Annotated in this window: 22 protein-coding genes; 12 read left to right on the top strand and 10 right to left on the bottom strand. The window is 35.7% G+C overall.

Annotated features, from left to right (window positions below):
- Positions 1–30: 30 nt before the first annotated feature.
- Both sufB and ACZ1JT_RS05955 read right to left on the bottom strand, forming a co-directional pair.
- Positions 31–1,479: a Fe-S cluster assembly protein SufB gene (sufB, locus tag ACZ1JT_RS05960; RefSeq protein WP_465095249.1), complete on the bottom strand. Its 1,449-nt coding sequence runs from the start codon at positions 1,477–1,479 to the stop codon at positions 31–33.
- 15 nt (positions 1,480–1,494) lie between these two features.
- A complete protein-coding gene (locus ACZ1JT_RS05955) occupies positions 1,495–1,824 on the bottom strand; it encodes a HesB/IscA family protein (RefSeq protein ID WP_465095248.1) in 330 nt (109 codons plus the stop codon).
- A 176-nt stretch (positions 1,825–2,000) separates the two neighbouring features.
- On the opposite strand from ACZ1JT_RS05955, the gene ACZ1JT_RS05950 reads away from it, so the two are divergent.
- The 4 genes from ACZ1JT_RS05950 (at position 2,001) to ACZ1JT_RS05935 (ending at position 7,172) form a co-directional block, all read left to right on the top strand.
- Positions 2,001–2,861, top strand: a complete 861-nt coding sequence (locus ACZ1JT_RS05950; RefSeq protein ID WP_465095247.1) for an MBL fold metallo-hydrolase — start codon at positions 2,001–2,003, stop codon at positions 2,859–2,861.
- 99 nt (positions 2,862–2,960) lie between these two features.
- Entirely contained in the window at positions 2,961–3,389 is a 429-nt protein-coding gene (locus ACZ1JT_RS05945; protein WP_465095246.1) for a MarR family winged helix-turn-helix transcriptional regulator, read from the top strand.
- Positions 3,390–3,639: 250 nt separating this feature from the next.
- On the top strand, positions 3,640–5,238 hold the full coding sequence (locus ACZ1JT_RS05940) for a S8 family peptidase (RefSeq protein WP_465095245.1): 1,599 nt from the start codon (positions 3,640–3,642) through the stop codon (positions 5,236–5,238).
- Positions 5,239–5,300: 62 nt separating this feature from the next.
- Positions 5,301–7,172, top strand: coding sequence for a M1 family metallopeptidase (locus ACZ1JT_RS05935; RefSeq protein ID WP_465095244.1), 1,872 nt, complete (start codon positions 5,301–5,303; stop codon positions 7,170–7,172).
- 53 nt (positions 7,173–7,225) lie between these two features.
- On the opposite strand, the gene ACZ1JT_RS05930 is transcribed toward ACZ1JT_RS05935, so the two are convergent.
- Positions 7,226–7,831 (bottom strand): acyloxyacyl hydrolase, encoded by a 606-nt coding sequence (locus tag ACZ1JT_RS05930; protein WP_465095243.1) that lies wholly within the window; start codon positions 7,829–7,831, stop codon positions 7,226–7,228.
- Between the two features lie 75 nt (positions 7,832–7,906).
- Here ACZ1JT_RS05930 and rnpA point away from each other — a divergent pair, with 75 nt between their 5' ends.
- The 6 genes from rnpA (at position 7,907) to ACZ1JT_RS05900 (ending at position 14,651) form a co-directional block, all read left to right on the top strand.
- Positions 7,907–8,305, top strand: a complete 399-nt coding sequence (gene rnpA, locus ACZ1JT_RS05925; RefSeq protein ID WP_465095242.1) for a ribonuclease P protein component — start codon at positions 7,907–7,909, stop codon at positions 8,303–8,305.
- Positions 8,306–8,365: 60 nt separating this feature from the next.
- Complete coding sequence (locus tag ACZ1JT_RS05920; RefSeq protein ID WP_465095241.1) at positions 8,366–9,241, top strand: DUF4349 domain-containing protein; 876 nt, start codon at positions 8,366–8,368, stop codon at positions 9,239–9,241.
- A 2-nt stretch (positions 9,242–9,243) separates the two neighbouring features.
- A complete protein-coding gene (locus ACZ1JT_RS05915; RefSeq protein WP_465095240.1) occupies positions 9,244–10,881 on the top strand; it encodes a S41 family peptidase in 1,638 nt (545 codons plus the stop codon).
- Between the two features lie 66 nt (positions 10,882–10,947).
- The gene (locus tag ACZ1JT_RS05910; protein WP_465095239.1) at positions 10,948–12,936 is read left to right on the top strand and encodes a KUP/HAK/KT family potassium transporter; all 1,989 of its coding nucleotides are present in this window, start codon (positions 10,948–10,950) and stop codon (positions 12,934–12,936) included.
- A 2-nt stretch (positions 12,937–12,938) separates the two neighbouring features.
- Positions 12,939–13,751, top strand: coding sequence for an OmpA family protein (locus tag ACZ1JT_RS05905; RefSeq protein WP_465095238.1), 813 nt, complete (start codon positions 12,939–12,941; stop codon positions 13,749–13,751).
- A 6-nt stretch (positions 13,752–13,757) separates the two neighbouring features.
- Positions 13,758–14,651 carry an OmpA family protein gene (locus ACZ1JT_RS05900; protein WP_465095237.1) on the top strand — a complete coding sequence of 298 codons (894 nt, stop codon included), beginning with the start codon at positions 13,758–13,760 and terminating at the stop codon, positions 14,649–14,651.
- Position 14,652: 1 nt separating this feature from the next.
- Here the strand turns inward: ACZ1JT_RS05900 and ACZ1JT_RS05895 are convergent, their stop codons facing one another.
- The 4 genes from ACZ1JT_RS05895 to ACZ1JT_RS05880 form a co-directional block, all read right to left on the bottom strand.
- On the bottom strand, positions 14,653–15,099 hold the full coding sequence (locus ACZ1JT_RS05895; protein WP_465095236.1) for a GNAT family N-acetyltransferase: 447 nt from the start codon (positions 15,097–15,099) through the stop codon (positions 14,653–14,655).
- Complete coding sequence (locus ACZ1JT_RS05890) at positions 15,068–16,087, bottom strand: DUF4837 family protein (protein WP_465095235.1); 1,020 nt, start codon at positions 16,085–16,087, stop codon at positions 15,068–15,070. Before ACZ1JT_RS05890 ends, ACZ1JT_RS05895 begins: the two co-directional genes overlap by 32 nt.
- A gap of 31 nt (positions 16,088–16,118) precedes the next feature.
- Positions 16,119–17,993: a LysM peptidoglycan-binding domain-containing protein gene (locus ACZ1JT_RS05885; RefSeq protein WP_465095234.1), complete on the bottom strand. Its 1,875-nt coding sequence runs from the start codon at positions 17,991–17,993 to the stop codon at positions 16,119–16,121.
- A gap of 101 nt (positions 17,994–18,094) precedes the next feature.
- Complete coding sequence (locus ACZ1JT_RS05880) at positions 18,095–19,282, bottom strand: phosphoglycerate kinase (RefSeq protein ID WP_465095233.1); 1,188 nt, start codon at positions 19,280–19,282, stop codon at positions 18,095–18,097.
- A 138-nt stretch (positions 19,283–19,420) separates the two neighbouring features.
- On the opposite strand from ACZ1JT_RS05880, the gene ACZ1JT_RS05875 reads away from it, so the two are divergent.
- Both ACZ1JT_RS05875 and ACZ1JT_RS05870 read left to right on the top strand, forming a co-directional pair.
- Positions 19,421–20,569: a DNA polymerase III subunit gene (locus tag ACZ1JT_RS05875; RefSeq protein ID WP_465095232.1), complete on the top strand. Its 1,149-nt coding sequence runs from the start codon at positions 19,421–19,423 to the stop codon at positions 20,567–20,569.
- Positions 20,570–20,574: 5 nt separating this feature from the next.
- A complete protein-coding gene (locus ACZ1JT_RS05870) occupies positions 20,575–20,970 on the top strand; it encodes a DoxX family membrane protein (RefSeq protein WP_465095231.1) in 396 nt (131 codons plus the stop codon).
- Here the strand turns inward: ACZ1JT_RS05870 and ACZ1JT_RS05865 are convergent.
- The 3 genes from ACZ1JT_RS05865 to ACZ1JT_RS05855 form a co-directional block, all read right to left on the bottom strand.
- Complete coding sequence (locus ACZ1JT_RS05865; RefSeq protein ID WP_465095230.1) at positions 20,965–23,235, bottom strand: helix-turn-helix domain-containing protein; 2,271 nt, start codon at positions 23,233–23,235, stop codon at positions 20,965–20,967. The two genes, ACZ1JT_RS05870 and ACZ1JT_RS05865, sit on opposite strands and share 6 nt — an antisense overlap.
- A gap of 62 nt (positions 23,236–23,297) precedes the next feature.
- Positions 23,298–23,867, bottom strand: coding sequence for an OmpH/Skp family outer membrane protein (locus ACZ1JT_RS05860; protein WP_465095229.1), 570 nt, complete (start codon positions 23,865–23,867; stop codon positions 23,298–23,300).
- Between the two features lie 242 nt (positions 23,868–24,109).
- Positions 24,110–24,964 carry a class I SAM-dependent methyltransferase gene (locus tag ACZ1JT_RS05855; protein WP_465095228.1) on the bottom strand — a complete coding sequence of 285 codons (855 nt, stop codon included), beginning with the start codon at positions 24,962–24,964 and terminating at the stop codon, positions 24,110–24,112.
- Positions 24,965–24,983 lie beyond the last annotated feature (19 nt).

Here is a 24,983-nt window from a genome sequence, read left to right as displayed (position 1 = left end):
CTATTGCTATCTTTTTAATTTTTGTAATGATTATCCAACGGAACCTTCCAACGAAATTTCCAGTAATTTTTGAGCTTCCACTGCGAACTCCATCGGTAATTTGTTCAATACCTCTTTGCTGAATCCGTTTACGATAAGCGCAATGGCTTTTTCGGTCGGAATTCCGCGTTGGTTACAGTAGAAAACCTGGTCTTCCCCAATTTTTGAAGTCGTAGCCTCATGTTCGATTTTAGCCGAAGTATTTTTAGATTCGATATATGGGAAGGTATGCGCTCCACAATTATTCCCCATCAACAACGAGTCACATTGCGAGAAGTTACGGGCATTATCGGCTCTTGATGAAATCTGAACCAAACCACGATAACTGTTTTGCGATTTTCCGGCAGAAATACCTTTGGAAATAATAGTCGACTTGGTATTTTTACCCAAGTGTATCATTTTCGTTCCGGTATCGGCCTGTTGAAAGTTATTGGTAACGGCAATAGAGTAGAATTCACCGATAGAATTATCCCCTTTCAAAACACAAGACGGATATTTCCATGTTACGGCAGAACCGGTTTCTACTTGTGTCCAGGAAATTTTTGCGTTTTTCTCACACAAACCTCTTTTGGTCACAAAGTTGAAAACCCCTCCTTTACCTTCTTTGTTTCCAGGGTACCAGTTTTGCACGGTAGAATATTTGATTTCCGCATCGTCTAAAGCGATAAGCTCAACTACTGCTGCGTGCAATTGGTTTTCATCACGACTAGGCGCTGTACATCCTTCCAGGTAAGAAACATAACTGCCTTCATCGGCAATGACCAACGTTCTTTCGAATTGACCTGTTCCTCCCTGATTGATACGGAAGTAGGTTGATAATTCCATCGGGCAACGAACGCCTTTCGGAATGTAGCAGAACGAACCATCTGAGAACACCGCCGAATTTAATGCCGCATAGAAATTATCTTTTTGAGGCACTACTGTTCCCAAATGTTTTTTTACCAATTCCGGATGTTCTTGAATCGCTTCAGAAATCGAACAGAAAATAATGCCTTTTTCCGCTAAAGTCTTCTTGAAAGTTGTGGCTACGGAAACCGAGTCCATTACGATATCTACCGCAACACCGGCCAGTTTCTTTTGCTCGTCTATAGAAATTCCAAGTTTTTTAAAGGTTTCCAGTAATTCCGGATCGACCTCATCCAAACTTTCGTATTTATCTTTCTTTTTGGGAGCCGAATAATAAGAAATCGCCTGAAAATCAGGTTTTTCGTAATGTACGTTTGCCCACTCCGGTTCCTCCATTTCGGTCCAAACACGGAAGGCTTCCAAACGCCATTCGGTCATCCATTCGGGTTCGTTTTTCTTTTTGGAAATGGCGCGCACGATGTCTTCGTTTAGCCCAGCAGGAAACGTATCCGATTCGATGTCGGTATAAAAACCGTATTCGTATTCTTTATTTTCGAGTTCGACTTTTAAGTCGTCTTCTGTGTATTTTGACATTTTTATATTTTAAATTTATAAGGAGAATGATTCCCCGCAACCGCAAGTTCTTTGTGCATTTGGATTATTAAACACAAATCCTTTTCCGTTCAATCCTCCGGAATACTCTAAGGTCGTTCCTACCAAGTAAAAGAAGCTTTTTTTGTCTACGGCAATTTTTATATCGTTATCTTCGAACACTTTATCATCTTCACCTAAAGTCTTATCAAACTTTAAGTCGTACGAAAGCCCAGAACAACCACCGCTTTTCACGCCCACACGAACGTAATCTGTAGTAGTGCTGAACCCATCATCTTCCATTAAAAGTGCGATACGCTTTTTTGCGCTTTCTGAAACTTTAATCATAATATTAAAACAGATTAATTCTAATTTAGTGCAAAGATATTACATAAAACGTTTACTACCTAACTACTAACATTTTTATAACTTATTCAATGATAGTCTTTTCTTATCAAGCGATTTAAATTGGTATTTCCTAACAGATTTACTAATTTGCAAACGCAATTTTTAAGCACATAGAAATGAAAATCTACCCTATAGAAGCCGGAAATTTCAAATTGGATGGCGGCGCCATGTTTGGAGTGGTTCCGAAAACCATTTGGAATAAAACCAATCCCGCCGATGAAAACAATCTTATTGATATTGCAGCACGATGCATGTTGATTGAAGATGGAAACCGTCTTATTCTAATCGACACCGGCATGGGCGATAAACAATCTGAGAAATTTTTTGGCTATTATTCACTTTGGGGTGATTATTCATTGGACAAATCGTTAGCCAAATATGGTTTTCACCGTGACGATGTAACTGATGTTTTTATGACCCATCTGCATTTCGACCATTGTGGCGGAAGTGTAATCTGGAATAATGACCGGACAGGCTATGAAGTTGCTTTTAAAAACGCAACATTCTGGACAAATGAAAACCACTGGGAATGGGCTACCAAGCCAAATCCGCGTGAAAAGGCGTCTTTTCTTTCCGAAAACATATTGCCTATGCAAGAAAGTGGTCAGTTAAAGTTCATCGAACGTCCGGAAGCCGATTTTGGAATTTCAAAAGAACTTGGCTTTGGAATATTTTATGCAGATGGGCATACCGAAAAACAGATGCTACCACACATTCAATACCAAGGTAAAACCATTGTTTTTTGTGCCGACTTATTGGCCACAGCGGGACACATACCAATTCCATATGTAATGGGCTACGATACACGTCCGCTATTAACGATGCCGGAAAAAGCTAAATTTCTTACCAATGCTGTGGAGAACAATTACTATTTGTGGCTAGAACACGATGCGCACAACCAAATAATTACCGTTGAACAAACTGAAAAAGGTGTTCGTTTAAAAGAGATTTTTCGTTGTGAAGACATTTTGGGCTAAAACCACAAATATCAAGCGTTGTTAATTTTGTATTAAACTTTAGTTGATATATCAATTGTTCCGAATTTCTTAGTATTTTTGATTAGTTAAACTAATAACGTGGAGAAATTAAACGATATCATTTTTTACAACATCGATCATGGCATTCGTTTATACCGTATGTACGCTCAAAAAAAATTACGCGAACACGGTTATAAAATAACAATAGATCAATGGTTGGTTATTAAGTGTATATTGGAAAATCCCACTATTACACAACAACAGTTAAGTGAAAAGGTCTTTAAAGATAACGCTTCGGTAACTCGAATTATAGAGTTGTTGGTAAAAGCCGGTTATCTTGAAAGAGAGGTGAATTCGATAGACCGACGAAAATTCATCCTGAATGTGACCCAAAGTGGTAAAGAAATTATTGAAAATGTTCAACAGTTAGTTCTCCAAAACAGAAGCAATGCGTTGAAAGGAATTAGTACTGAAGAATTAAAAATTACCGATTCTGTTTTACAAAAAATAATTCAGAATTGTAAATAAATCATCAATCGGATTCATCAATCAAAAAACGAACGAGTTATGGTTAAGATTGCATTATTCCTAATTACATTGGCCATCGCGGCGGTTAGCTACATCTTTATTTAAAAGTTAAAGCCTTTTTTTAGTTATTTGCTTATTCATTTCGATTAAAAGCAGTAACTTGGTGTGTTGTGAAAAATGTTAATTCTTTGCAAAACTGTAACTTTTACTAATTCTTTAAGACTAATTTCTTAAAATACTTTAGATTATTATGACGTTATTGAAAAACTACTATGTTTGTGCCGCTTTAGCACTAGCGCTAGCTAGTTGTGGTACTCAAAAAATGGTTTCTACTTCGGTTGAGAACATTGATAAAATGCCTCTAAAAGTTGGCAAAATTGCAGAAAACGACTTAAAACGTTGGAGCCACCTAGATCTACAAAAAGACACAATCCCGGGTATGAGTGTTGATAAAGCTTATGCACAATTACTTAAAGGCAAAAAAGGAACAACTGTTATTGTTGGTGTAATTGATTCGGGGGTAGACATTGATCATGAAGATTTAAAACCAGCGATTTGGACCAATCCTAAAGAAATTGCAGGAAACGGAAAAGACGACGACAACAACGGTTATGTGGATGATATTCACGGATGGAACTTTTTAGGCAATGCGGAACATGAAAACATGGAGTATGTTCGAATCCTTAAAAAAGGAAACGATGGTTCTGCAACATATATGAAAGCCAAAGCCGAACATGAAAAAGATATGGCCGAAGCAAACCAAGGAAAAATGCAGGTTGATTTCATCTTAGCTGGCGATAAAGCCATTGCGGACTATCTTAAGAAAAAAGACTATACTTTAGAAGATGTAAAGAAAATCGAAACTACCGACCAAACTTTACTTCAATATAAAGGGATGATGATGCAAATTTTATCACAAACCTCTAAAGAAGAATTTGATAAAGAAATTGGCGAATACAAAGATTATGTATACGGTCAATTAAACTATCATTTAAATTTAGAGTTTGATGGTCGTAAAGCTGTTGGAGACAATCCAAACGACATCAACGATAAAAAATACGGAAACAACAATGTTATTGGTCCTGAGAAAAAAGGCGCAAAACATGGTACACACGTAGCGGGAATCATTGCTCAAACCAGAAACAACAACAAAGGTGGCGATGGTGTGGCCAGCAATAATGTGAAAATTATGGCCGTGCGAGCTGTTCCAGACGGAGACGAATACGATAAAGACATCGCATTGGCAATTCGTTATGCTGTAGACAACGGTGCAAAAGTGATTAACGGAAGTTTTGGGAAATACTATTCAACACATCCGGAATGGGTACATGATGCTATTAAATATGCAGCCAGTAAAGATGTATTGGTTGTGTTTGCAGCTGGAAATGACTCCTACGATTTAGACACCGTAAACAAATATCCAACAGATTCATACGACAACCAACCTGAAGTAGCAAACAACGTTTTAATCATTGGGGCTATTACACCAAATTATGGGTCAGAAATGGTTGCTGGTTTCTCGAATTATGGAAAAACAAGTGTTGATATTTTCGCGCCGGGTGAAAAAATTTATGCAACAACACCGAGCAATACCTACCAATATTTACAAGGGACATCTATGGCTTCGCCAAATGTAGCCGGAGTTGCAGCATTAATTCGCGCCTATTACCCAACGCTAACGGCAGCGCAGGTTAAACAAATTATCATGGATTCTGGAACTACATTAACCCAAAAAGTTGCTGTGGGCGAGAAAAAAGAAATAAAACCATTCAACGAAACATCAAAATCAGGAAAAATTGTTAATGCTTATAATGCCTTGTTAATGGCAGAAAAAATGGCAAAAAAATAATTATCTTTGAAAAATTCTTATAATCGGAAGGGAAATATCCCTTCCTTTTTATTTCTAATACCATGAAAAAATTAAGTTTAGCAACACTGTTTATTTCATTTGCGCTTTTTGCACAAAACAACCCAAATCCCGGCTATTGGCAACAACATGTTGATTACAAAATGGACGTTAACATGGATGTTAAAACCTATCAATACAAAGGAAAACAAGTATTGGTATATACCAACAATTCGCCAGATACTTTAAAACGAGTTTATTATCATTTGTTCAACAATGCATTCCAGCCAAACAGCGCTATGGATGCTCGTTTAAAAACGATAAAAGACCCTGATGGCCGAATGGTTACCAAAGTCAAAATAGACGATAAAGATGTTAAACAAAGTCGTATAGCTGCCTTAAAACCAAATGAAATTGGCTATTTAAACATTTCCAATTTAAAACAAGATGGGCAAAACGCAACCAACAAAGTAGTCGGTACTATTCTAGAAGTAGATTTACCTCATCCGTTACTACCTAAAACCTCAACAACTTTTACATTAGATTTTGAAGGTCAGGTTCCGGTTCAAATTCGTCGTTCAGGCAGAAACAACAAAGAAGGTGTTGAACTTTCAATGGCACAATGGTATCCGAAAATGGCTGAATACGATCGCGATGGCTGGCAAGCCGACCCTTATATTGCTCGAGAGTTTCATGGCGTTTGGGGTAATTTCGATGTTTCTATAACTATTGATAAAAACTATATTTTAGGAGGTAGTGGTTATTTACAAAATGGAAATGCAATTGGATTCAACTACCAAGATAAAAGTGTAACCGTTAAAATTCCAAGAAAACAAAAAACACTAACATGGCATTTTATTGCGCCTAACGTACATGACTTTACCTGGGCGGCCGATAAAAACTATATTCATGACACTTATGAAACCGATTTTGGTGTAACACTACATTTCTTATACAAAAACAATCCAAAAATAATTGACAACTGGAAAAAATTGCAGCCTAAAACAGCCGAATTAATGCGCATTTACAACACCACTGTTGGAAAATATCCATACAAACAATACTCGGTAATTCAAGGGGGTGATGGTGGTATGGAGTATGCCATGTGTACATTGATTTTGGGAGAAGGAACTTTTGACGGTTTATTAGGTGTTACTGCACATGAAATGGCACATTCTTGGTTCCAACATGTATTAGCTTCAAACGAAACCAAACACAGTTGGATGGACGAAGGTTTTACCACATGGTTGGAAAACTACGGACTAAACGAAATTGCAGAAAAGAAGGTTGAAAACCCACATGCAGATTCTTATATCGGGTATTATTCATTGGTAAAATCTGGGAAAGAACAGCCGCAAACCACTCATGCCGACCGTTACGATGAAAACCGCCCTTATAGTATCCAAGCCTACAGTAAAGGAAATATTTTCCTTTCGCAATTGGAATATTTAATTGGTAAAGAAAACTTGTTGAAAACCTTAAAGCGTTATTTCAACGATTACAAGTTTACACATCCAACACCTACCGATATTAAACATACTGCAGAAAAAGTTACTGGTGCTAACCTAGATTGGTATTTAAACGAATGGACACAAACCACCAACACCATCGATTATGGAATTAAATCGGTAGAAGAAACCGGAAATCACACCACACTTACTTTGGAGCGTATTGGACGAATGCCAATGCCTTTAGATATTGTTGTAACTTATGACGATGGAACTTCTGAAAGTTTTTATGTTCCATTAACGATAATGCGTTGGACAAAACCAAATCAAACCGCTCTAACTCGAAAAGTAACAGACGCTTGGGATTGGGCGTATCCAACTTTTGAAATCAGCATTAAAAAACCAAAAGGAACTATAAAAAGCATTGCAATTGATCCAAGCGGACTAATGGCCGATGTAAATCGAAGCAACAATAACTATCAAAAATAAAAACCAAAAGCTGCCTATAAAGTCAGCTTTTTTAGTATAATAAGATCTCGTAATTACAAATCGAAAGTTACACACAATTCAATATTTTGCGTGTTTATTCCAGCGTTTGAAGACTGCAATCCACCGTTTGAAACATGTCGTAAACTTGGGCGAAGATCAAAATTCGTTTTATCCGCTTTAAAGGAAAAGCCCAATGCGATAACATCCGAAAAAGCAAATCCTTTAGAAAGCCGTTCCGTTTCAGTATCGGTTATCATAGGCCCAATACTTCCTAAGATATAAATACTAAACGACGATGTAATTGGTTTTCTAACAGTCCCTCCAACATTTAAAACATAATCGTTGATGTTTTTTAGACGGGTAAAACGATCACGACGTTCTTCATAATTAGGTTCGTCAGGCTGCACAAAATATTTATTGAGTAGCTGATGTTTGGCAAAATTAACTTCCGGTTGAATAAAAAGAGTATAGGTAAAATTCACACTTTTCTTCAACTGATATTCCAATTGTAATTTGACAAAATGGTTGGAAAATGTATAATCCTTATTTTTCATTTGATCACCAAAACCATAGCTAAAACCAAGACAATAAGGCGATTTTATTTGTGAATAAGAAAATTGAACAAAAAAGAAAAAAATCCAGAATAAATAGCGTGTCATATTTCAAAAATAATGTGGCAAATATCGTTCATCTGTAAATAAAAAAACAAGCTGTTCTTTTATATCTTTGTCCAAATGAAAAAAATCTATCCAAAGCACGAGAAACTCAAAAGCAAAATGCTTATCGACTTACTTTTTTCCGAAGGGAAGTCGGTTTCTAAATATCCGTTGCGATTGGTATATGCTCCTATTTCGAACGAAAGTAACGCCTCAGACGCCCCAAAGTCCTCACATAAAATAGGCGTTTCCGTTTCTAAAAAATACTTCAAAAAAGCCGTTGACCGAAACTATTTCAAACGTGTTCTTCGAGAATGTTATCGGTTAAACAAAGAAATCATAGAAAATGAAGAGCAACGCTATGCTATTATGTTTTTCTATCAAACAAAAGAACGCCTTACCTATCAGGAAATCAACGAAAAAACCATTATGCTCTTCGAAAAATTTTTGAGCGCCATCCAAAATCCAACTAAATAATTTCTGGCCAAAGTACTTTTTTAAGAAATAGTTGCGTTATCCTCATAAAACCAAAAGCTTATGAGAACGATTCTATTTTATACGATTGCGTTAATCGTGTTGTGCGGTTGTAAAAAATCAAAGGAAGAATATTCAGAAAACAGTATGCACACTGCATTATTGCCGCCTCCGCCTAGTGAAGAACGTGTAGTATTATCCTATGACAAAGACGCTATGGAAGTAACTACAGAAGTTGTGGATTCTGCCGCTGCTATTGTGTCCGCACCAAATGCAGAGGCAAGTCAACCTAAAATTATCAAAACCGGAATATTACGATTTGAAACTGAAAATATCGATAAATCATTTGCAACGGTTCAAAAGGCACTAATCAAAAACAAAGGACTTGTTCAAAATGACGAATCCGGTAAAAACTACAACTCTTCTTATCGAAATATAACACTAAGGGTACCCAGTGCTTCTTTTGATGCTTTTATAGCGGAAATTAGTCACGGTGTAAAACATTTCGACCGCAAAGAAATCTCGGCTCAAGATGTTACCGCAGAATATGTGGATGCAGAAGCCCGACTAAAAGCCAAACGTATTTTGGAAAAAAGGTATTTCGAATTACTAAATAAAGCCACTAAAGTTTCTGAAATGCTGGAAATTGAACGAGAACTTTCCAACATTCGTGAAGAAATTGAAGCTAAAGAAGGTCGCTTAAAATATTTAAGCCATCAAGTTGCTATGAGTAGCATAACATTAGAAATGTATACCATAAACGCCTCCGAAAGCGGGGCTACAGTATCCTATTTTGGAAAAATGTGGAATGCACTCCAAGATGGTTTTAACAACATAGCAACTTTCTTCTTGAGTTTACTGAACATATGGCCTTTTATTCTTATTTTCGTAATGGTGATTTATTTCATCCGAAAAAAACTAAAGAAAAAAACAGCGTAAAAATGCCATCATTATTCAAAAAAAAATACATACTTCCGGTACTTGCCAGTGGGTTTCTCTTTGTTGGGGTTAGTTTCCAACAGGATTTCTTTGAAATTGCCAAACAACTTGAAATCTTTACCACCCTTTTTAAAACCGTAAATCAGAATTATGTTGATGAGGTAAATCCCGGAGAAATGATGGACAAAGCAATCAAAAGCATGTTGGCCGATTTAGATCCGTACACCAACTATTTCAACGAACAAGATGTGGTCCGATTTAAAATCAACTCAACGGGAGAATATACCGGAATTGGGGCTATGATTAACCGAAAAGAAGGACGATTAATCGTTGTTGAACCTTACAAAAATTTTCCTGCTGATAAAGCGGGACTTAAAGCTGGAGATGAGATTATTCAAATTGGTGATATCAATCTAATCGATTTTAAAGAAGACGCCGGAACATTATTACGCGGAGCCAAAAACACTAAGGTAAGTATCAAGTACAAACGCCAAGGTAAACTATACGATACACAAATTGTTTTAGACGAAGTAGATGTAAAAGCAGTGCCTTTTTACACTCTTTTGTCGGATAAAACCACCGGATATATAGTGCTTTCACAATTCAACTCGAAAGCCTCTACCGAAACAAAAGACGCGCTTTTAAAATTAAAAAGTGAAGGGGCTACAAAAATAATTTTAGATTTACGAGGAAACCCTGGTGGGTTACTACATGAAGCGGTAAATATTTGTAATTTATTTGTGCCACAAAACGAAATCATAGTAACAACCAAATCCAAAAACGAAAAACACAACAACACCTACAAAACGCAACGCACGCCAATCGATTTAGACATTCCACTTGCTGTTTTAGTTGACGGAAAAAGTGCTTCCGCTTCCGAAATTGTTGCTGGAGCATTACAGGATTTAGATCGTGCCGTGATTGTGGGAACACGCAGCTTTGGAAAAGGTTTGGTGCAAAGACCTTTAGATTTATCGTACGGAACTCAAGTAAAAGTTACTATTTCTCGCTATTATACTCCATCGGGAAGATGCATTCAGGCGTTAGATTATGCGCACAAAGACAAAAACGGCAAAGCTACACGTACCGATGCTAAAAATTATAACGCGTTTAAAACACGTAAAGGAAGAACGGTTTATGATGGTGGAGGAATTCAACCTGATATTGAATTGGAAGAAGCCAAAAGAAGTACTATTGCCGAAGCGCTTTTAAAAAGTGATGGCATCTTTAATTTTGCTACCGAATATTATTATAAAAATTTGAGTGGCAATACAACACCGGCAATTACCGACGTTGATTTTACCAACTTTAAAGCTTTTTTGAAAAAGGAAAATTTTCAACTAGATACAGAAACCGAAATTGCTTTAAAAAACACCTTAGCAGCTGCTAAAAAAGAAAAAATTGACGAAAGTATAACAGCCGAATACCAACAATTGCTTAATGCATTACAAAGAACAGAAGAAAAGGAATTGGAAAAAAACAAAAACGAAATCAAAGATTTAATTCGCGATGAGGTAATCAAACGCTACCAATATCGTGAAGGGCTTTACTTGTTTTACACCTCAAATGACCCTGAAATTTCAAAAGCAAAGAGTATTTTGAGCAATAATTTGGAGTACAATCGAATAATTAAAAAATAAATACAGTGAAATACAAATTATCATAGCTTTTTATGATAATTTTGTGACTATTAAAATTTTCAAAACGTGAGTTCACACAGCCACAACCACCTAAATAAAATTACACTAGGCGGTTTAATTGTTACCCTAGGAATCATTTATGGAGATATCGGTACATCTCCGCTTTATGTAATGAAAGCTATTGTTGGCAAAGAAGCCATCAATTATGACATAGTACTTGGAGCCATATCCTGTATATTTTGGACCCTAACACTTCAAACGACTTTAAAGTATGTTGTTTTAACGTTAAAAGCCGATAACAAAGGCGAGGGCGGTATTTTTTCATTATACACTTTAGTAAAAAAATTAAAAAGGAAATGGCTGATTGTGCCCGCTATTATTGGTGGTAGTGCATTGTTGGCTGATGGTATCATCACCCCTCCTATTTCTGTTTCGTCTGCCATTGAAGGGTTAAAAACCTACAACCATGACTTAAACACAATTCCCATTGTAATCGGGATTTTATTTGTTTTGTTTTTCATTCAACGTTTTGGAACAAAGTTCGTAGGTAAATTTTTTGGACCTATGATGCTACTTTGGTTTGGTATGTTGGGTGTGTTGGGCGGAATGCATTTGTTCGCAAATATTGAAGTTTTAAAAGCTTTAAACCCGTACTATGCAATTCATTTGCTTCAAGTTCACCACGAAGGCTTCTATGTTTTAGGCTATGTTTTCCTTTGTACTACTGGAGCTGAAGCGCTATATAGTGATTTAGGACATTGTGGTATTCAAAACATTCGTATCAGCTGGGTTTTTGTAAAAACCATGTTGGTGCTAAACTACTTTGGACAAGGTGCTTATTTAATTTCACATCAAGGCAGTACGTTAATCGATTTGAGTGGAAGCGCCAGTAATCCCGGCAACCCATTTTATTTGGTAATGCCGAATTGGTTTTTACCATTCGGAATTGCTATTGCAACAGCAGCCGCTGTTATTGCATCGCAAGCCTTAATTAGTGGTTCTTTTACGCTTATCAGTGAAGCAATGCGTTTAAATTTATGGCCAAAAGTTCGTGTTAAATTCCCAACCGAATTAAAAGGTCAACTTTATATTCCATCCATTAACTGGCTTTTGTTTATTGGGTGTGTATTCATTGTATTGCATTTTAAAGAATCTGGAAACATGGAAGCCGCCTATGGTTTAGCCATTGTTTTGTGTATGATTATGACCACTATTTTGCTTGGTTTCTTCATGGTGCTTAAACGATACAATCCATTCTTTATCGTAATTGTTTTACTAACCTATTTGTCTATCGAAATTTCCTTCTTTATGGCAAATATTAGTAAGTTTTCGCATGGTGGATACGTTTCGGTATTTATTGCCGGATTACTTGCGTTCATTATGGTGGTGTGGTTTACCGCAAAAAAAATCAGAAAAGATTACACCGAGTTCGTTAAAATTGACAGTTTCAAAAATGTAATTTGCGATTTAAGTAACGACATCTCAATTCCGAAATATTCTACCCACTTGGTGTATTTAACCAACGCAAGTCACGGAGATGAAATTGAGTCTAAAGTAGTTTATTCTATCTTACAAAAAAGACCAAAGCGTGCTGACATTTATTGGTTTGTACACGTAAATGTTACCGATGAACCGTATGAAATGGAATATCGAGTTCGAGAAATTGCTAAAGACGATATTATTCGTGTGGATTTCTATCTAGGTTTCCGTGTTGCACCACGCATCAATTTGTTATTCAAAAAAGTGGTACAGGATTTAGTGAAAAATGGCGAAGTAGATATCACCAGCCGTTATGAATCGTTAAACCGTAACAACGTTTTAGGGGACTTCAAATTTGTTTTAATTGAAAAATTTATTTCTTACGATAACGATTTCCCTTGGTACGAAAGAATTGTATTGGATATTTATTATTTCTTGAAGAAAATCAGTTTATCAGAAGAACAAGCTTTCGGTTTGGATAGCAGTTCGGTAAAAGTAGAACAATACCCAATTGTTATTCATCCACCAGATGAAATAAACCTAACCCGTATTAATGAACCCCGATCACATCATTAAGTATGAAAAAAATTCTTTTAATCTGTTTGTTTGCCGTAAACCTGGTTGCTGCTCAGGAAGAAGTGGTGCATTCGGTTTACTTCGAATTTGATAAGTATAACCTCGATGATAAACAGGCCGATGCTGTGGTAAAGTTTGTGCGCGACATCGATACTACACGCATAGAAAGCATCCAAATTTATGGCTATTGCGACGATAGAGGTAAAGATGCCTATAATTACATTTTATCGAACAATCGAGCCAATACCATCAAAAACAAGCTGATTGAAAAAGGGATAAAAAATAAAATTATTGTTACCATTGAAGGTAAAGGCCGGGTGTTGATTGAAGATGATATTATTGAAAACCTGCCGGAAGTTCGTCAAAAAAACCGTCGCGTTGACGTTTTAATGAATTTCAAACCGGTTCCCATTAAGCCAATTCCGGGTGTTTATATGGATTTAAAAGCAGATATGGTTGTTGGTGACCGAATTTGTTTTGATAAAATTTTATTCGATAAAGGAAGAAGTGTTTTAACCTTTAAAGCGCGACAAGAACTCGACAGAATCGCTCGTTTTTTACATAAATACAAAAACATTCAATTTGAAATTCAAGGGCATATTTGCTGTACGCCTACCTTTCAAAAAGAAGCTATTGATAAAGACACAAAAAAAAGAGCCTTATCAAGTAACCGAGCGCAAGCAGTTTTTAAGTATCTTGTGGCCAAAAGAATCGATAAAAAAAGAATGACATTCAAAGGATATGGAAATACACAACCGCTAGGTAATGGTGCGGAACAAGACAGACGTGTAGAATTCCTTATCACTAAGATTTAATAAACGATGAAACAGCTTTATACTTTCATACTCGTATTATGCTTTAGTTTTGGTTTTTCGCAAGAATTAACCAAAATTAAAACCGATAAATATTCGGTTTATTTTGATTTTGACAAGTATAAATTAACTGATGAGGAAGACAAAAAACTTCACAATTACATTGAAAATCTAGGAAACATCGTTATTCTTTCCATTGGATTGGAAGGTTTTTGCGACGATAGAGGAACTATAGAATACAACCGCGTTTTATCGCAACGTCGTGCTAAAACCGTAGAAGATATCCTTCAAGAAATTGCATCCAAACAAAAGAACGTAGAGGGAAAAGGTAAAATTGATTTGCGTATTACCGAACTTAGTTCTGATGAATTGGATGCGACCAGAACCTTAAACCGTCGTGTGGATGTGTATTTAGAATACTTCCACAACGATTATATCGATTTGAGTAAACCTAAAGACTCACTTCCTACCAAAGTAGAATTGGTAAACCGTCAAATGCGTTTAAAAACGTTTGAAGACAAACCGTTAAAAGCGGGTGACATTATTACACTTAAAGATTTATATTTTGAAGGTGGTAGAGCTGTTTTGCTTCGTAAATCGGAAAAACAACTTGAAAAGTTACTTAAAAAATTGCGCGAAAACCCAAACATTAACTTCGAAATTCAAGGTCATGTTTGCTGTATAGATACCCAATATTTTAGAGATGCCGTAGATGAAGACACTGGTATTAGTAATTTATCGGAAGCGCGCGCACAGGCTATTTTCAAATATTTAAAAGCCAACGGTATTCCCGAAGAACGAATGACGTACAAAGGTTATGGTCGCGATTTCCCGTTAGAGGGCGAAAAAGAACGCAACAACAAACGGGTAGAGATTTTCATCACCAAAGTAAATCCAATATAATTTAACCGCGTTTCATTTGAATGTGCGGAATATCATCTTCTAAATACATTTCGCTGGTTTTTACAAATCCGTGGCTCTCATAAAATTTCTGAAGGTACAATTGCGCCGAAATCGTGATTTTCTGCTCCTGATAATATTGCTCAATCCCTGCAATAGCAACACGCATTAAATCATGACCCCATTTCTTTTCTCGATAAATTGGCTTAACAACAACACGACCAATAGACGATTCTTCAAAATAAGCACCCGAAGGAAATAATCGACAATACGCTGCTAATTGTCCTTCAAAAAACCCTAACACGTGTAATGCTTTCTCATCTTTACCGTCTATGTCTTGATAAACGCAATTTTGCTCCACCACAAACACTTCAGATCGCAATTGTAGTATTTGATATAGTTCTTGGGTAGAAAGTGCTTTAAATGGCTTTATTTCGAATTGTAGTGTCATTGGGTTTTAAAAATTGAATGGATTTTATAATCGATTCCAGTTCAAACAACATATCTCGTTTGGCACTTGAAGGGTTATAAACAAATCCTTCAACGATTATATAGCGGTTGTTTGAGGTATCTTTAATAGCATAGTTCAAAAAAGGGCCGTTCATAAAACTATTACGCAGTTCCCAGGTTCCACGGGTTTCTAAGGCGTCTTTAAAATCGATTTTCGAATGACTAACATAGGGGAAGTAGCTGTCTTCGGTAACCATTTCGGCCTGATCTACCATGCCTTTTATATATAAACCCCCAATAGAATCACGAACCCGAACAATATTAGCTGCAAAGTTATTGTCTTTTTCTATCGCGGTAACAGGCACATCGTAAATGAGAATATTCGAATTGCCGGATGGGATATCTTTTTTCAACCATAAAAAACTGGAATTCGCTACTGCAAATGTATAGCCAGATGGAATTTGAATGGTGAATCCGAAATTAGCAATGATTTTTTTATCGTTCATTAACGAAACCGCAGTTTGTCTTTGATTTTCAATAACCTCATAAAACTTTATACTGTTAATGAGTGTTTGCGCATGAAGATCGATGGTTTCATTAATTTCGGGAATGGAATAACCCGTGATATAAAAAACATTTTGTGGTGTTGCATACAGGTTTTCTACGTGGCGAAATTCATTTTCATTCGATTTGGAAACAATAATGATATTTCGATTTAGTTTGACTGTGTTGTCAAAAATTTTGGGAGAATACTGGTTGATGGTAAACAACGGTTCTTCGTCTTGAAGTCCGTCTACTGGAGCTGCCAATTTCTTACGAAGACTATCGCCTATTTCGCCACTCCAAAGCACATCGTCTATAACCACAGCAATGCTGTTTATTTTACCGGTAGATTCGGGTAAAACCAAAGTTCCTTTTTTTGATTTTTCAGAACACGATAAAATAACCAAAGTGAAGAGGAGTCCGAAAAAAAAATTCGCTTTTCTCACAGTTGTTTGTTTGAAAAGCGAATTTACTAAATTATCCGTTGATTTTAAGTTTCATACCGGGTTTGATTTTGTCGTCCTTGATATTATTAAGTCGTTTAATCTCTGCCACCGAACTTCCGGGATATTTTTTTGAAATACTCATTAAAGAATCGCCTTTCTGAACAATGTATTCTTTAATCTTATTATATTCTTTTTCTCTTTGAGAAACATTTGCTTTTTTTAGTGTTGTTGCTTCTGCTTTTTCAGTATCAACTTCAGCAACTGCTTCTGTAGTTTCAGCTTTTACTTTAATTTTTTGTCCTAACTGAATGTTTTCATTTTCTAAAGCATTCCACTCTTTTAATTGAGCCACTGTAACTTTATTTTTTAGTGCAATTTGCGTTAGGTTATCGCCTTTTTGAACGGTGTAAAGCTCTTCAGAAACCACTGGGTTTTCTTTAACAATTTCTATGGTTTTAACCGGAATAGAATCTTTAACTTTTTTCTTAACCGGAGTTTTATCGGCAATTACAACCTTGGTTTCATATTGAATCTTCAGTTTTTGTCCCGCATTAATTGAACTTCCTTTAATACGATTCCATTTCTTCAAGTCGGCAATTGAAACGTCATATTTTTCGGAAATTTCAGATAAATTATCGCCGCGTTTAACCGTATGAAACTTCGTTTTAGTTTTAGTGATTGTTCGTGTACTTCCATCTGTACTTTCATCATCAGAATCATTTGATGCCAAAGCAGATTCGGTAGTCGAAGGAGTGAATGTTTTCTTTACAGGAACCCATTGTTTTTCGCGTTTGTTTTCTTCATAGTCAACATACGCATACACTTTGTTTTCATTGGAAGCAAAAACTGCGATTTTTTCTTTTGGCAAACGAAGAAAATGTGCCTTATCTGCCATAAAAGGAATTACATCACGCTTATAAATTGGATTTAAAAAACGAAGTTGTTCTTCAGAAATATCCAACAAGTCTGAAATTTGCTTAAATGAAATTTGTTTTTTAACCATTAACGTATCGGTTTCAAAATACGTAATAGACGGTTTATTTGGCACTATACCATGTTCTTTTTTGTATTCATACACATACATAGTAGCATAAAAAGCTGGTAAATAGCCTTGTGTTTCTTTGTGCATGTATTTACGAATATTCCAATAGTTTGTATAACCTCCAGAACGACGAATTGCTTTTGAAATATTTCCCGGTCCTGTATTATACGAAGCCAATACTAAATCCCAATCACCAAAAATTTTGTACATATTGGTGAAATACTGGCAAGCCGCTTCGGTTGATTTTAACGGATCGAAACGCTCATCTACATAAGAGTTTACTTCCAGGTTATATTGCTTACCGGTACCATACATAAATTGCCATAGACCACTTGCTCCCACACGTGATTTCGCTAACGGATTTAAAGCCGATTCAACAATGGCTAAATATTTAATTTCAAGAGGTAAATCGTATTTTGCCAAATTCGCTTCAAACATTGGGAAATAATATTCCGACAGAGCCATTAGGCGTTCAAAAGCTTTTGGACGATTTTTAAGAAAGGATTTAATCACATTTTCAACCGTAGTATTATATTCTACGTGAAATGGCGATTTTGCGTCCAGCTTTTTCAAGCGTTCTTTAAGTAATTCCGTTGAAAGATCAAACGAAACCGATTCGTCTAAATTAACATTTGCCACATCGGTTTGCATGGCTTCAAAAAGCTCTTGGTTACTGAGCTCTTTCATCCATCTTTCATCTATACAATTGCTTGTTTCGTGATTTACGAAAGTAGCTTTAATCGAGTCTAAGTAGGATAGCTTTGGGAGCTGAGTAATTTGAACTTCTTTTTCAGAAGTTTCCTGAGCCAGTGCAGCAAAGGAAAGTATTCCGAAAACTAAGGAAAATACTTTTGTTTTATTCATGCTTAACTTTTTAATCCATTATCATTCAACATCTTACCGAAGTTGCAAACATAATGGGTTATAACTTAATAATTAAAAAAATATTGTTAAAAATTTTAACTTTAACTTAATATGGCGGCAATTCCAGGAAGTGTTTTCCCTTCTAACATTTCCAACATAGCGCCTCCACCTGTTGAAACGTAGCTCATTTTTGGCTCCAAGCCAAATTGCTTTACCGCTGCTACAGAGTCACCACCTCCTACTAGAGAAAAAGCTCCGTTTTTTGTAGCTTCTGCAATAAAATTTCCTAGTGTGATTGTTCCTTCAGCAAATTTTTCCAATTCGAAAACACCCAATGGACCATTCCAAAGAATTGTTTTAGAATCTTTTATAACAGATTTAAGCGCTTCTAACGTTTTAGGACCCACATCCAAACCTTGCCAACCGTCTGGAATAGCATCAACGGGAACTATTTGAGTAGCCGCTTCATTCGAAAAAGCATCAGCCGCAACCACATCTACCGGCAAATGAATCTGAACATTTTTAGCTTTCGCTTTGGCCAAAATATCTAGTGCTAATTCCATTTTGTCATCTTCACAAATCGAATTTCCAATATGGCCGCCCATTGCTTTAATGAAAGTAAATGTCATTCCGCCACCAATAATCATGTGATCGATTTTATCTAAAACATTCTCGATTACCGTAATTTTTGAAGAAACTTTTGAGCCTCCCAAAACTGCAGTAACGGGTTTCTCGGAATTGTTTAATACTTTATTTAAACTTTCAATTTCTTTAGCCAAAAGCAAACCAAAACATTTGTGTTCTGGAAAAAATTGTGCAATAATGGTTGTTGAAGCGTGTGCTCGGTGCGCCGTTCCAAAAGCATCATTAACATAAATATCACCTAAACTGGCTAACTTTTTAGAAAATTCAACGTCGCCTTTTTCTTCTTCTGCATAAAAACGTAAATTTTCCAACAATAAAATTTCCCCAGGCTGTAATTCACTTGCGGCTTCTTCAGCTACAGCTCCAATACAGTCGGATGCAAATTTTACAGGTTTTTCTAATATTTCGGATGTTTTAGCAACAATATGCTTCAACGAATATTTTTCTTCAACACCTTTTGGTCTTCCTAAATGCGACATCAAAATAACACTTCCACCATCGTTAAGGATTTTATCTATGGTTGGCTTGGCAGCTTCAATTCGTGTAGCATCGGTAACGTTAAAATTTTCGTCCAATGGTACATTAAAATCAACTCGAATTATCGCTTTTTTACCAGCAAAATTAAAATTAGATAGTGTTTTCATTATTTGTTGTTTAGTCGTTTGTTTATTCAATAATTCGCAAATATAATATTTTATTTTTTTTGGGATTTTGGAAATTTTCAAAATCAAGTACAAAAAGATTGCTGGCAAAACTTTGGAAGTTTCTGTTATCTTTGCTTTATGCTATTTCAGGAAATTTTAGGGCAACAACATCTTAAAAATCATTTGACCAAAAGTGCCGATTTAGGTCGGATTCCACATGCCCAATTGTTTGTGGGTCCAGAAGGATCTGGAGCGCTTGCCATGGCTATTGCTTATGCACAGTACATTTTGTGTGCCAATACCTATGGAGAAAACACAAATGGAAATGCTGCTTGTAATTTAAAATTTGAGCATTTTTCGCATCCTGATTTACATTTTGTTTTTCCCGTTGCGACCAATAACGATGTAAAATCACACCCAATAAGCGATAATTTTCTTCCGTTATGGCGGGAGTTTATTAGTAAGAATGTTTATGCTGGTTTATTCGATTGGTTAAAATTTATTGGTGTCGAAAATAAACAAGGCCAAATTGGTGTTGATGAAGCTCAGGAAATTGTAAAAAAATTATCCTTAAAAGCCTACGAGGGCGGATACAAAGTGATGATAATTTGGATGGCTGATAAGATGAATACGGCTACGTCTAATAAATTGTTGAAATTGTTGGAAGAACCACCTCAAAAAACCATTTTCTTGCTCATTACCGAAAATCCGGACGACATTATGCAAACCATTTTATCACGTTGTCAAGTGTTGGATTTTAAAGGACTACCAGAGTGTGTTATTGCTGAAGCCTTGGTTTCTAAAGAAAATGCAGATGAGCGATTAGCCTTAAAAATTGCACATCAGGCCCAAGGCAATTATAATAAAGCATTACAGCTTTTTCATAAAGAAGACAATGAATTTCCTTTTGAAGAGTGGTTTGTGCAATGGGTTCGCGCCTCGTTTAGAGCCAAAGGAAACGCATCGGCAATTTTAGATTTAACGGCTTGGAGTGAAGAAATCGCCGGAATTGGCCGTGAGGCTCAAAAACAATTTTTACATTTTTGTGTGGAAATGTTCCGTCAGGCTTTGTTGCTTAATTATCAATCGCCCACTTTGGTTTACATCGAACCTACTGTAGATAAATTTAAATTGGAAAATTTTGCACCCTTTGTAAACGGCAATAACATTCATGAGATCTACAAAGAACTCTCGGACGCTATTTACCACATTGAACGAAACGGAAACGCTAAAATTATATTAACCGATTTATCTATTAAATTAACCCGATTAATTCATAAAAAATAATACCTATGCTACCCAATCAAATTTACGCAGTTGCACTGATTTTACTTTTTTTAGCTATTACTTTTTTACAATCCGGATACGATAAAATTTCCGATTGGAAAGGAAATGTTGAATGGTTAAAAGGTCATTTTTCTCAAACCTTTATCAAAAATCAAGTTCCCGCTTCTTTAGCATTGATTCTAATTACCGAAGTTATTTCTGGAATTTTATGTGTTGTGGGTTTTCTTCAAATTTTAGTAACCGATGGCCTTCGTAGTGACTTTGCTTTATACGGTGCTATTATGTCGTGTATTACTTTGCTTTTCTTATTGTTTGGCCAACGAATTGCAAAAGATTATGACGGTGCAAGAACCATTGTGATTTATTTCATTCCAGCTATTTTAGCAGTATATTGGTTATAAATTTAGTGTGGCTTTGTAAAGGCGCAATTCATCCCAAGTGAATTTATCACCATGGGTGTCTTTGAGTTCACCCAAACTTTCGCCTTGGTAATTTACAAATGCCTCTTGAAGTTCAAGTATTTTTTCTTCCGGTAAAATATCGGAAAGCGCTAACGTTTGCAATTGTATCAGTTTGGTAAAATGACTGAAAATAGTTCCTGGCGTTAATTTTCGCTTTTGAGCTATTTCGTGAATAGACAGGTTTTGTTTCCAAAGTTCTAATGTCTCTTCAATTGTAGCTTTTTTAGGTTCTTTTTGTTTTTTGGGTTTATCGTCATAATACGAAGCATCTTCTTCCTCTTCTAACAAGCTGGCGTGTTCTTTTCTAAATCGTTCGGAAACAGTAACGAGCTTGTTGATTTTATAATATTTTGCCGCTTCTAAATTTAGATTTTCTTTAGTAATCGCTTGTCCTTGAGCAACAACTTGTAATAACAATTGCATTTTTTTCAGTTGCAAAACGGTTTTAATTTGCAACTCCTCCAATTCCAATAACTCTTCATAAAACGCTTTTACTTTTTTAGTCCGTTTAATCTCTTCAATTTTTAAAAGCAGTTCTTCCACTCCATTATCCAATAGCGGGAAAAAATAATTGTATGCTGCTTCACAACGTTGTTGAATAAAATCGATATCAGATTTTGACGAAAAGAGCTTGTGCAATTGATTTTGAAATTTTTCGGAAGCATCCGCCAATGCAGCCATTTTTTCCATGTTTGTTTTGGCCCATTCCTGATGTTTGCGTTTAGGGGATTTTGGTGCCTCTTGATTGTAATTAAAATAATGATTGCGCCATTCTTGGATTACATTTTTAAAATCGAAACTGAAAATCAAGGTTTTAAATAAATAATTTTGGGTTTCAATTTGTAACGATTCTTCCAATACTGCAGCCGATGCTTTATGATTGGCGTATTCCAAGACATCTTCATCTGAAGAAATGCCATTCATTTTTAGCGGAGAAAGCAAAATAAGCCCGTTTAAAGAACGTAAACGCGAAAGAGCCACATAGGCTTGTCCGGGCGCAAAAACACTTGATACGTCGAGCACAGCTTTGTCAAATGTAAGGCCTTGACTTTTGTGAACCGTAATAGCCCACGCCAATTTAATTGGAAAGTGCGTAAATGTCCCTAGAAGTTCTTCTTCTATTTCCTTGCTATTTTCATTTACTTTATACCTAATATTCTGCCATTCATAACGTTCCACTTCAATCAATTTGTTTTCTTCTGGAAAATGAACGACAATTTCGTTATCGGACAAAGAACGGATGACACCCATTTTTCCATTAAAGAAACGCTTTTCATACGATAAATCATTTTTAACAAACATAACCTGTGCCCCTACTTTTAGCACCAGCTTTTCATCTATAGGATAAATTTTTTCGGGAAAATCATCTACAATTTCAGGTAAAAAAGTAAATGTCTTACTCTTTAATTCTGCTAATGAATCGGCGTTAAGAGCATCTGCTTTAGCATTATGTGTAGTTAAGGTAATATAACCTTGGTTTGTTTTAAAATCAAAATCAGGTTGAACATATTCATTTAAAATATCCAAATCCGATTGACTGATAGCATTATTTCGAAGATGATTTAAAACTGATATAAATCGCGTATCGGTTTGACGAAAAATCTGTTCCAGCTCAACATACATTGGTGGATATTTTTGAACAACATGCGAATGAAAAAAGAATATACCACGATAATATTGTTTTAACACCTGCCATTCTTCATTTTTAACCACCGGAGGTAATTGTAGTAAATCTCCTATATATAAAACTTGGGCACCACCAAATGGCTGTTCGTTTCTTCGGACTTTACGCATCATAAAATCCATTGCATCCAAAACATCAGCACGAAGCATACTGACTTCATCAATAACAAGTAATTCCATATTTCGAATCACTGCTTTTTTGGTCGCATTCATGTTAAAATGCCTCGTTAAGGAATCTTGATTTTCAAATTTAACCGTTTCAGAAAAATAAGGAAGGTACTGATTGTCAGGAATAAAGGCTGCAAAAGGCAACTGAAACATGGCATGAATGGTTACGCCGCCAGCATTTAAAGCGGCAATACCTGTGGGAGCAACTACTACCGTGTTTTTATGTGTTGTTGCTATTATTTCACGAAGTAAAGTAGTTTTACCTGTACCTGCTTTACCGGTTAAAAAAACCGATTTGTTGGTTTGATTGATAAATCGAAGTGTGTATTCGGCGGCTTTATAAAATTGTTCCACGTGGCGTATAAATTTGTCAAACGTAAAGATATAAAAAAGCCTTCCGATTGGAAGGCTTAGGCTTATTTTTTCTCTTCAGTTTTTGGCTCCTCTTTCTTAGCCGTTCCCTGATAAGAATCGTTTAATTCTTTACTGATCGTTGCGGTAATATCATACCCTTCTTTACCGTATAATACACTTGCAGCATCACCAGTACCATAGATATAGTCGTAACCTTTTTTCTTACCGTAATCTTTAATATAGTTTTTAATACGTTTTACCAAGCTATCCATTTCTTTACCGCTTTCTTGTTGAAGCGTTTGCATCATCGCTTGTTGTTTCATACCTAATTCTTGCTCACGTTTTTGCAATTCGGCACCTTTAGCTTGCGCCCAAGCCTGACCTTTAATCATGGCATTTTGTTGGAAAGATGCTGCTTCGCTTTGGAACTTACTAGCTTCTGAACGCAATTCACGTCCCATTTCTTCCGATTTTACTTTATATTTCTCTTCAATATCTTTAGCTTCTTTATTTTCTTCTAACAATTTTGAAGTATCGATAAAAGCAGTTTTTAATTTTTCTGGTGCTTGAATTTCTTTATTACAAGAGATCATTGCAAAAGCTGCAATAGAAAGTACAATCAGTTTTTTCATTTTTAAGCGTTTTATTTTTAAAATGGGTATTTCTTTTTTAGGGTCTCAAAGATGCTAATTTTTAGTTTAAAAAAGCAACATTTTGTTTTAATTTTATAATATAATCAATATTTATAAGGATATTATTTTTAATAAATATTCGTTATTAAAAACAACCCACATAGATTGGCTCTAAGCAATCCTTTAAAAAAAGGAAGTAAATGGATTGTTTTTACTTAAAATCGTTTAAAATTTAGCTTTATTTAATTTTTTGAGTTTTGAATGATGTAAATATGCGATGAATACTCTAAATTTTTCTTTGCTTTAAGGTTGGAACGTAAACCATTCCAAAAACCTTTTATAAAATTCATTTTACCCGTTTTGTATTTCTCGGATAATAAGGAAACATAAAAGCTATCAAAAAGCATCGGTTTAACAGCAACCAAGTGTAATTTTTCTACAGCGAAAAGTTTTGCAATTGCGGTTTTAGAAAAATGCCATAAGTGTCTTGGCACATCATAAGCGGCCCAAAATTTTCCATAATGTTTGGCATCGAACGATTTAAAATTGGGAACAGCAATAACTATAGTTCCTGTTGGTTTCAACAAACGCTTCAATTCTTGAATTTGTTTTTCTAGATCGGGAACGTGTTCCAAAACATGCCACATGGTAATCACATCAAAGGAATGGTCTTGTAAAACAGTCATGCTTTCGGCAAAGTCAACACCTTTAGAAATAGCACTGTTTTTTGCTTTTGCGCTTGGTTCAATACCAATACAGTTCCAATTTTGATTTTTAGCTTCCGATAAAAAATCTCCAGTTCCGGCACCAATATCCAACAACAATCCTTTATTCGGTTGAAGCGTTGTGATTAAATGTACTTTATCACGAATTGCTTTACGCTTAATAATATGATACACTTTTTCAAACAACGAGCGTTTTCCATCGGTATGGGAAATATAATCATCGCTTTCGTAATAACCAGGAAGTTTTTCCAACGAAGGTTGTGGGTGGGTTTTAAGCAATTGCAATTCTTCATCTAAAAGCAAATCGAAATTTTCTCCAGACACAGAATAATCTTGAACTCGTACAAAAACGTTATCGTTTGAAAAATGCATTTTAAAAATTTATTTTATA

This window comes from Flavobacterium sp. IC2-16, assembly GCF_055521455.1.
This window is presented reverse-complemented; position numbering and strand designations above follow the sequence as displayed.

Excerpts from the sequence above, each read along its gene's own strand:
- sufB (WP_465095249.1), bottom strand. The coding sequence starts at position 1,479 with ATGTCAAAATACACAGAAGACGACTTAAAAGTCGAACTCGAAAATAAA.
- ACZ1JT_RS05955 (WP_465095248.1), bottom strand. The coding sequence starts at position 1,824 with ATGATTAAAGTTTCAGAAAGCGCAAAAAAGCGTATCGCACTTTTAATG.
- ACZ1JT_RS05950 (WP_465095247.1), top strand. The coding sequence starts at position 2,001 with ATGAAAATCTACCCTATAGAAGCCGGAAATTTCAAATTGGATGGCGGC.
- ACZ1JT_RS05940 (WP_465095245.1), top strand. The coding sequence starts at position 3,640 with ATGACGTTATTGAAAAACTACTATGTTTGTGCCGCTTTAGCACTAGCG.
- ACZ1JT_RS05935 (WP_465095244.1), top strand. The coding sequence starts at position 5,301 with ATGAAAAAATTAAGTTTAGCAACACTGTTTATTTCATTTGCGCTTTTT.
- ACZ1JT_RS05930 (WP_465095243.1), bottom strand. The coding sequence starts at position 7,831 with ATGACACGCTATTTATTCTGGATTTTTTTCTTTTTTGTTCAATTTTCT.
- rnpA (WP_465095242.1), top strand. The coding sequence starts at position 7,907 with ATGAAAAAAATCTATCCAAAGCACGAGAAACTCAAAAGCAAAATGCTT.
- ACZ1JT_RS05920 (WP_465095241.1), top strand. The coding sequence starts at position 8,366 with ATGAGAACGATTCTATTTTATACGATTGCGTTAATCGTGTTGTGCGGT.
- ACZ1JT_RS05915 (WP_465095240.1), top strand. The coding sequence starts at position 9,244 with ATGCCATCATTATTCAAAAAAAAATACATACTTCCGGTACTTGCCAGT.
- ACZ1JT_RS05905 (WP_465095238.1), top strand. The coding sequence starts at position 12,939 with ATGAAAAAAATTCTTTTAATCTGTTTGTTTGCCGTAAACCTGGTTGCT.
- ACZ1JT_RS05900 (WP_465095237.1), top strand. The coding sequence starts at position 13,758 with ATGAAACAGCTTTATACTTTCATACTCGTATTATGCTTTAGTTTTGGT.
- ACZ1JT_RS05895 (WP_465095236.1), bottom strand. The coding sequence starts at position 15,099 with ATGACACTACAATTCGAAATAAAGCCATTTAAAGCACTTTCTACCCAA.
- ACZ1JT_RS05885 (WP_465095234.1), bottom strand. The coding sequence starts at position 17,993 with ATGAATAAAACAAAAGTATTTTCCTTAGTTTTCGGAATACTTTCCTTT.
- ACZ1JT_RS05880 (WP_465095233.1), bottom strand. The coding sequence starts at position 19,282 with ATGAAAACACTATCTAATTTTAATTTTGCTGGTAAAAAAGCGATAATT.
- ACZ1JT_RS05875 (WP_465095232.1), top strand. The coding sequence starts at position 19,421 with ATGCTATTTCAGGAAATTTTAGGGCAACAACATCTTAAAAATCATTTG.
- ACZ1JT_RS05870 (WP_465095231.1), top strand. The coding sequence starts at position 20,575 with ATGCTACCCAATCAAATTTACGCAGTTGCACTGATTTTACTTTTTTTA.
- ACZ1JT_RS05860 (WP_465095229.1), bottom strand. The coding sequence starts at position 23,867 with ATGAAAAAACTGATTGTACTTTCTATTGCAGCTTTTGCAATGATCTCT.
- ACZ1JT_RS05855 (WP_465095228.1), bottom strand. The coding sequence starts at position 24,964 with ATGCATTTTTCAAACGATAACGTTTTTGTACGAGTTCAAGATTATTCT.